Below are 7,783 nucleotides of genomic sequence, written 5' to 3' on the forward strand. Positions count from 1 at the left end.
GTTGTGGCGAACACGCTGGGAAATGACCCGCCTACTGCCCGTTGGGCCTGGTCGGGCGGGAGGGCGAGGAGGGCTGGCCACCACTTTTCCCACACCCAGTCGTGGGCTTCCAAAAGGCGCTTTAGCTCTTCTTTTTCCACAGCCTAAAGCATAGCAAAAACCCCGCCCATGGCGGGTCTAGAGGGTAGGGGGGGTTAGCGCTTGCTGTACTGGGGTGCCCGGCGGGCCTTGTGCTTGCCGTACTTCTTCCGCTCCACCTCGCGGGGGTCGCGGGTGAGCAGGCCGGCGGGCTTCAGCTTGGCCCTCAGGTCACCGTCGTAGTTGACCAGGGCTCGAGCGATGCCAAGCTGAATAGCGTCAATCTGGCCCGACTTGCCCCCGCCCTTTACGGTGATGTAGGCGTCAAAGCGGTTGGTGGCGTCTACCTGGCGCAGAGGTTCCAGCGCGGAAACCGCTTTGACCAAGCCACCGAAGTACTCAGCAAAGGGGAGGCCGTTGACCTGGATGTTGCCGCTGCCTGGGCGCAAGAAGACCCGGGCCACGCTGGTCTTGCGCCGGCCGGTGCCGTAGTACTGCTCCATTACTTGACCTCCATCTTAACCGGCTTCTGGGCTGCGTGGGGGTGCTGCGGGCCGGCGTACACTTTTAGGCGGCGGAACATCACCCGGCCTAAGGGGCCCTTGGGCAGCATTCCTTTTACCGCGTGCTCCACCATCTTGACGGGTTTTTGGGCCAGCATGACCGAGGCGGGGATGCGCTTGAGGCCCCCCGGGTAGCCGGAGTAGCGGGTGTAGACCTTGGTGCGGGGCTTGGAGCCCTTGAGGACCACCTTGTCCGCGTTGATGACCACCACGCAGTCGCCCACGGCCATGTTGGGGGTGAAGTGGGGTTTGTGCTTGCCGCGCAGGAGGGCGGCAATCCTCGAGGCCACCCGCCCAAGGGGCTGGCCCGCTGCGTCAATCAGAACCCAGCCGGGTTCCTGGGGTTCGGGAACATAGGTCTTGAACACAGCCATCTCCATATTCCGAGAGCGCCTACCATCGCCCTCGCGGGGTGTTGTTTGCCTTTTTGGGCCGGCTCGGGGACACCGGCCCGAAAAAGCGCCACCGCGGAGTATAGCATAGCTTTTTGCTCCCTTGCAACAAAGCTAGCGGCAGCGGTAGGCGCTGAGCTGGCTTTCGGATACCTGCAGCCACACCAAGCGCTCGGTAGGGGTCTCGGGGGTGGCTAAGCAGCCGGTGTTGCGGTCCAGGGCGATGGTCTGGTAGGTGCTGTTGCTGGCCACCGCAGGTCCGGGCTGGCGCACGTAGGTGGGTGGGAGGCTGCTTCCGGGTGGGGTGGACACGGGGGTGCTTTGGGGGGTTGGGCTCAGAAGCCGTTCTGCCTGGCTGGCGGGGAAGACCGCGGTTACACCGCTGGCGCTTGGGTTTCCGGTGAGCAGGTCAAAGCTGGCCTCTACCAGTCCAGGAGGTTGGGGGAAGTCGCCGGCAGGCCGGCCACGCAGGGCTTCCTCCACGAAGTCGCGCCAGATGGGTGGATTGACCACCGAGCTGCTGGGCTCCACTCCGCCCATGCGCTGGGGCTTGTGGTCGTCCCGTCCTACCCAAAGCGTGGCCACCAGGCCTCGAGTGGCCCCGGCAAACCAGAGGTCAATGGCCTGGTCGCTGGTTCCGGTCTTACCCCCAACCACGCGGCCGGGGATGCGGGCCTGCCAGGCCAGGCTGCTGCGAAAGCCTGGGGGCACGTCGTAGACGTAGCCCTTGAGCATATCCCATATCTGGTAGGCCACCTGGGGGGTCCAAAGCAAGGTTTTCTTGCCCTCGGGTTGGTAGACGATGCGGCCCTCGCTGTCCTCCACCCACAGCACCAGGCGCGGCTCTACCCAGTAGCCGCCGTTGACGAAGCTGGCGTAGGCTGCGGCCAGCCCCATGGGGGTAATCTCCGCTCCCCCACCGATGGCATTGGCCAGAACGGCCATATTGCCGGTCAGTCGGAAGCCCGCGGCGCGCAACTTGTCCCCCAAGCGCTGTACCCCGATGGCCTCAGCGGTGCGGATGGCGGGAAGGTTGAGCGAGCGGTCAAAGGCATAGCGGATGCTAACTGGGCGGTTGAGGTAGGTTCCATCAAAGTTCTTGGGGCGCCAGACACCCTGGGGGGTGCGGTACTCAATGGGCGCGTCCAGCACCGTGGTGGCCTGAGTCCATCCCGCCTCTAGGGCCACGCCGTAGGTAAACGGCTTGATGGCTGAGCCGGGGCTGCGCCAGGCCTGTGTGGCCCGGTTGAACTCACCCTCGGTACCAGGGCGGGCCCCCACCATGGCCAGGACCTCCCCCGAGTTGGGCTCGAGGGCCACCAAGGCAAGCTGGGCCTGGTCGGGAAGCCGCCTACCGCTGACCGCCTTTTCCGCCGCTGCTTGCATGCGAAGGTCCAGGGTGGTGATGATGCGCAGGCCGCCTTGGTTCCTGAGCTTGTCGGAGCCAATTTTCTCCTTTAGGTAGCGCTGGACCTCGTAGACAAAGTAGGGGGCCATCCGCACGTTGCGCTCCGGGATGATGCGGGCGCTGGGGTCTGTGAGTTTGGCGCTTTTCAGGTTGCCCGCCTCGTCGTAGCTCACCTCCCAGCCCTTGGGGATGAGCTTGTAGCGCCAAGCGCTTTCGGCCTCCTCCGGGCTAATCCATCCCTCGGCCACCATGTTGTTGAGAAGCACCCGCATGCGGCGGCGGGTAGAGGGGTAGTCCAGGTAGCGGGTATTGGGCGCGGGGATGAGCACCGCCAGGTAGGCGCCCTCGGCCAGGTTGAGCTCCGAGGGTTCCTTGCCGAAGTAGGCCTGAGCGGCGGCCCAGATGCCCTGGGCGTTCCCTCCCCAGGGCACCACGTTGAAGTACATCTCCAGGATTTCCTCTTTGGAATAGCGGCGCTCAACCTGTAGGGCTAGGGGGAACTCCTTTAGCTTGCGCTCGAGCCCGCTTATGCCTCGCCGCTCTAGGGCCAGCTCCCGCAGCAGGGTGTTCTTGACCACCTGGGTGGTGATGGTAGAACCCCCCTGCAGGTCTCCCCGCAGAGTGTAGTAAAGGCCCCCCAGAAGCCGCACGAAGTCAACGCCGTAGTGCTTGAAGAAACGCTGGTCCTCGGAGACCACCACCGCCACCACCACCGCCGGCGACACCTCGCTTAGCCGCACGAGCTGTCGGGCGATGGCCCGGCCGTCCTCTACCGAGGCCAGGTCAGCGATGGGTACGCCGTCGCGGGTGTAGAAGGTGGAGGTGGCGGTGAAGCGCAGGTTGTCCAGGGCCTCGAGGCTGGGAAGGTCGCGGGTGAGCAGCCAAGCAACGTAGGCCGCGCCCACCAGGCTGCCTAGGAGAGCCGCGACGAAAATCACCTTGAGAATTCGGAGCAATCCTCGCACGAACCCCAGTCTAGCAGCCGGGGGTTAAGCCTTGCTGTAACCCAGGTGGCTACAGGCTGGGCTGCTGCTGCGGCAGGCGGCGCAGGACGCTCGAGAAAGCCTTGCGGTCTAGGGGTTTAGAGAGAACGTGCTCCACCCGGACGAACTCGGCGGTTAGCTTAGCCCGCTCATCGCTGTCGCTGAGGAGCAGCACCACCGGTACCTCTCGCAGGCGCCGGCTCATCTTGAGGCGGGAGGCGATGGAGAAGGGGTCTATTTCAATGGCGTCATCCAGCACGATGGCCCGGGGGGTGTGGGCTTTGAGGAACTCCAAGGCCTGCTGGGCTTTTTCGTAGAACTGCCCCTCAAAGCCCTGCTCCTCCAAGGATAGCTCCAGCAAAGCCCGCAGGGCCGGGCTCGAGGTGACCACCAGAATCTTATCACTCTGCAGGGCGCCTGACATACCTGACCCGATATTAGCAGAGGCAAAAGGAGCAAGAGGCGCAAACGTCACACCTAAGGGCTCAGACGGCTGCCGTAGGCAGCTAAAAAGCCCCCGGCAGGCCCAGGGGCTTTGTGGCTGGGGCACGTGGACTCGAACCACGACCGGCGGTTCCAAAGACCGCTGTCCTGCCATTAGACGATGCCCCAGCGGGACAGCAAGGGTATTTTAGGCTGCCGAACACCAGCTGTCAAAGGGCTATAGGTCGTACCAAGGGGGTACGCCCCGGTAGAGTTCAATGGGCCCGCCCAACACCTCGACCCGGTCGGCCTCGGTCAGGGTAATCACCTGGGGCGGGCAGCTTTCCACGCAGGCCCCGCACCCCGTGCAGGCCGACACATCTAGCTTCAGGATGTACTCCTCGCCGCTTGGACTACGCTCCCGCTCCACCGCCTTGGTGGGGCACACGTTGCTGCACACCGGGCACAAGGTGCATCCCTCGCCCACCGCAATCCGGGGCCAGCGCACGCTTTGGGCCTGAATCGCCGCCACCCTGCGCAACCGCAGCTCGGCGGGTCGCTCGGCCCGTTTGTCCTCGTAGGGCTCCTCCGGAAGCAGGGGCAGGTTGGGCATGAGCTCAGCGGCGGAGCGCTTGGCCCCCCCAAAGAGGGCCCCAAAGAACTCCCGGCGGCCCACCTCGGCGCCGGCCAGCGGCTCCTGTTGCAGCCGGACCTCCAGGCCAGGGAAGTAGCGGCGGCCCTCCTCGGCAATTTGCTGTACTCGCTCAGGGACCGAAGGGCCACCAATCTTGCAGCCGGCGCAGTCGCCGTGAGCTAGGGTGAGCGGGCCAAACCGCGCCCCGGCTTCGGCCAACAGGCCTGGGGTGAGCTGGCCCAGGCAGTGCACCTCGTCCCCGGCCCCGGGTGCCCTGGAGCAACGGAGCTGGCCCTTGCCCCGGTGGAGTTTTTCCTGGATGGACCCCAAGGGGAACTCCAGGGCCAGCCCCGGGCAGGCCGAGGTGCAGAGGCCACAGCTGGTGCAACGAACCTCGTCTATTTCCACCGTGAAGTTTTCCAGGCGGATGGCCTGGTGCGGGCAGGCCTGCTGGCACTTGTCGCACCCCCCCACGCTGTTCCGCTCCAGGAGGCAGCGCGGCCCGGTGTAGTCGGGGGTGGGGTCGGTGAGCTTTAGGAAGGCCCCTACCAGGTTTTCAAAGAGTCCCACGTCTACCAGCCTACAGGCTTAGGTCCTCGAGGTGGCCCTGGGCAGCAAGTCCTCTATGGCCCGCAAGAACCCTTCAAACTGGGCGAAGTCGAGCTGCTGCTCGTTGTCGGAGAGGGCCACCTTGGGGTTGGGGTGCACCTCCACGTGCACCCCGTCTAATCCGGCGGCCAGCGCGGCTCGAGCCAGGGGGGCCAGCAGGTCGCGGCGGCCCGCGGCGTGGGTTACGTCCACGATGACCGGTAGGTGGCTGAGCTGCTTGGCCAGTACGGCTGCCGAGAGGTCAAGGGTATTTCGTGTCCAGCGCTCAAAGGTGCGGATGCCCCGCTCGCACAGGATCACCTCGGCGTTGCCCTGAGAGAGGATGTATTCGGCGCTGTAGAACCACTCCTCTATGGTCTGGGCGAAGCCCCGCTTGAGCAACACTGGTTTATTGGCCCGGCCCACCTCCCGCAGCAGGGCAAAGTTTTGGGCGTTGCGGGTGCCTATTTGGAGGATGTCGGCGTACTGGGCCACCAGCTCCACGTCGCGGGTGTCCATGACCTCGGTAACGAAGACCATCCCGAAAGCGTTCGCAGCCTGACGCCCCAGCCGGAGCCCGGCCTCTCCCAACCCCTGGAAGCCGTAGGGCGAGGTGCGGGGCTTGTACGCGCCCCCTCGCAGCACCCTGACCCCGTGGCCAGCCAGGAAGCGGGCGGTAGAGAGGATCTGCTCCTCCGACTCAATGGAGCAGGGGCCCGCCACCAGCACCTTCCCCTCCCCGAAGACCACGCTCCCCACCCGCACCTTGGTATCCTCGGGCTTGACCTTGCGCGAGTAGAGGAATTTTCGCTCGTCTTGGCGTTCTTCCAGCTCGAGCGAGGCTTTGAAAATTTCCTTGAACAACCGCTTGATGGTCTCGGCCGGGAATGGACCGGGGTTTTCCTGGGTGAGGTAGGCCAGCATCTCTTCCTCTCGCTTGGGGTCGTAGTGGGGAATCCCCAGCTCGGTCTGTACCCGCCCAATCTCGCTGACCAGCCTACCCCGCTCGGAGAGGAGCCGGAGCAGCTCGCGGTTGACGCGGTCTACCTCTTTTCGGAGGTCTAGGATGCGCTGATCCATGCCCAATGGTATACCAGACCATGAGGGAGCCGCACAAGCTAGGCGGGGCTGGCCTCAGCTTCCTTGGGCTGCTTCCGTTCGGCCCACCTGACCAGTAGAATGGAAACCCCGTAGAGCACCATCAGCGGGACGGAAACCAGGCTCAGGTTGACTACGTCCACAGTGGGGGTGATGATGGCTGCTAGGGTGACCAGAAGCACCACCGCGATGCGCCAGTTGTTGATTAGGAAGCGGCTGGTCAGCAGGCCCAGCTTGGCCAGCAGGTAACTGACCACCGGCATCTCAAAGAGGATGCCCATCAGGGCCAAGAAGGTGACCACCTGGCCCATGTACATGCCGATAGAAATCTGTGGGGTGACCACATCTCCCAAGAAGCCCAAGAGGAAGGGAACCGCAAAGGGCAGCAGCACAAAGTAGGCGAAAACTGCGCCCAAGGCGAAGCTGAAACCCGCGCCCAAGATGAATGGGACGGCCAGGCGGCGCTCGTGATCGTAGAGGCCCGGGGCGATGAAGGCCCAGACCTGGTAGACGATGAAGGGGAGGGCCAAGGCCAGTCCACCAAAGGCTGCTACCTTGAAGGCGGTGAGGAAGGGCTCGGTGATATTGAGAACGATGAGCTCAGCCTTGATGGAGGCGCTGGCGTTGTAGGCATCCAGCGGTCGTTTCAAGGCGGCCAGAATCTGCACCCGAAAGGTGAAGGCCACCGCGGTCATCACCGCCCAGGCCACAATGGACCAGATGAGCCGGTTGCGCAGCTCCTCGAGGTGCTCCATCAGGGGGGCTTCGCGCATGGCTTACCCCTTGGCCTCCTCTTTGGCCTCTATGGGCTTGCGGACCTCCTCTATGGGCTTACTTAACTCCTCCTTGATTTCCTTGAACTCCTTTACCTCGGCGGCCCTCTCAAACTCCTCCCGGACGCTCCTCACCCCCCGCTGGAACTCCCGGATGCTCTGTCCTAGGCTGCGCCCCAGCTCCGGCAGCTTGCGTGGGCCAAAGAGCAGGAGGGCGATGAGCAGAATGATGAGGATTTCGGTCATTCCCAGGTTCATCTTCAACCCCTTGCTCTCTAGTTTACTCCTCGCGGCTGAAGTCTATCTGAAAGAGCGAGTCAGCCTGCTGGGCTTTGGTTTCCGCTTCTAGCTTGCGCTTGACGTAGCCCTCAATGTTGCGCTGGCGTTCCCGAGCGATGGCCAGAGCGCCCTCGGGGACGTCTTGATTAATTGCGCTTCCCCCAGCCACAAAGGCCTCATCGGCCAGGGTCACAGGGGCGATTAGGACGCTGTTGGACCCCACAAAGACCCGTCGGCCGATGGTGGTTTTGTGCTTGCGCTTGCCGTCGTAGTTGGCGGTGATGACCCCGGCGCCGATGTTCGTTTCCTCACCCACCTCCGCGTCGCCCAGATAGGCCAGGTGCCCAGCCTTGGCCTTGCGGCCCAGCCGTGCGTTCTTTAATTCCACGAAGTTGCCCACGTGGGCCCCTTCCTCCAGGTGGGCCCCAGGGCGCAGCCGTGCGAAGGGCCCGGCGTCGGCGCCGCTTGCGATGTAGGCCCCTTCGCACACGCTGTGCGACTTGACCTTGGCGTAAGGCTCCACCACGGTGTCGCTCAGCACGGTGTAGGCCCCCACCTCCACCC

9 protein-coding genes and 1 tRNA gene are annotated in these 7,783 nt (G+C 64.2%); all 10 read right to left on the reverse strand.

What is annotated here, in order from left to right:
- Positions 1–194: 194 nt before the first annotated feature.
- A complete protein-coding gene (rpsI, locus tag Mlute_RS13310) occupies positions 195–581 on the reverse strand; it encodes a 30S ribosomal protein S9 (RefSeq protein ID WP_119361085.1) in 387 nt (128 codons plus the stop codon).
- On the reverse strand, positions 581–1,021 hold the full coding sequence (gene rplM, locus Mlute_RS13315) for a 50S ribosomal protein L13 (protein WP_119361086.1): 441 nt from the start codon (positions 1,019–1,021) through the stop codon (positions 581–583). Before rplM ends, rpsI begins: the two co-directional genes overlap by 1 nt.
- A gap of 126 nt (positions 1,022–1,147) precedes the next feature.
- Positions 1,148–3,406, reverse strand: coding sequence for a transglycosylase domain-containing protein (locus Mlute_RS13320; protein ID WP_119361087.1), 2,259 nt, complete (start codon positions 3,404–3,406; stop codon positions 1,148–1,150).
- 49 nt (positions 3,407–3,455) lie between these two features.
- Entirely contained in the window at positions 3,456–3,848 is a 393-nt protein-coding gene (locus tag Mlute_RS13325) for a response regulator (protein ID WP_119361088.1), read from the reverse strand.
- 114 nt (positions 3,849–3,962) lie between these two features.
- Positions 3,963–4,036: transfer RNA gene (locus Mlute_RS13330), tRNA-Gln, on the reverse strand.
- 49 nt (positions 4,037–4,085) lie between these two features.
- Positions 4,086–5,051 carry a 4Fe-4S dicluster domain-containing protein gene (locus Mlute_RS13335; RefSeq protein ID WP_119361089.1) on the reverse strand — a complete coding sequence of 322 codons (966 nt, stop codon included), beginning with the start codon at positions 5,049–5,051 and terminating at the stop codon, positions 4,086–4,088.
- Between the two features lie 18 nt (positions 5,052–5,069).
- On the reverse strand, positions 5,070–6,149 hold the full coding sequence (locus tag Mlute_RS13340) for a bifunctional 3-deoxy-7-phosphoheptulonate synthase/chorismate mutase (protein ID WP_119361090.1): 1,080 nt from the start codon (positions 6,147–6,149) through the stop codon (positions 5,070–5,072).
- A gap of 38 nt (positions 6,150–6,187) precedes the next feature.
- Positions 6,188–6,940: a twin-arginine translocase subunit TatC gene (gene tatC, locus Mlute_RS13345; RefSeq protein WP_119361091.1), complete on the reverse strand. Its 753-nt coding sequence runs from the start codon at positions 6,938–6,940 to the stop codon at positions 6,188–6,190.
- A gap of 3 nt (positions 6,941–6,943) precedes the next feature.
- Entirely contained in the window at positions 6,944–7,198 is a 255-nt protein-coding gene (locus Mlute_RS13350; RefSeq protein ID WP_119361092.1) for a Sec-independent protein translocase subunit TatA/TatB, read from the reverse strand.
- Between the two features lie 22 nt (positions 7,199–7,220).
- The coding region (locus Mlute_RS13355; protein WP_281270867.1) for a DapH/DapD/GlmU-related protein at positions 7,221–7,783 on the reverse strand (563 nt) is incomplete at its 5' end.

It is taken from the genome of Meiothermus luteus, from assembly GCF_003574085.1.
Classification (GTDB): domain Bacteria; phylum Deinococcota; class Deinococci; order Deinococcales; family Thermaceae; genus Meiothermus; species Meiothermus luteus.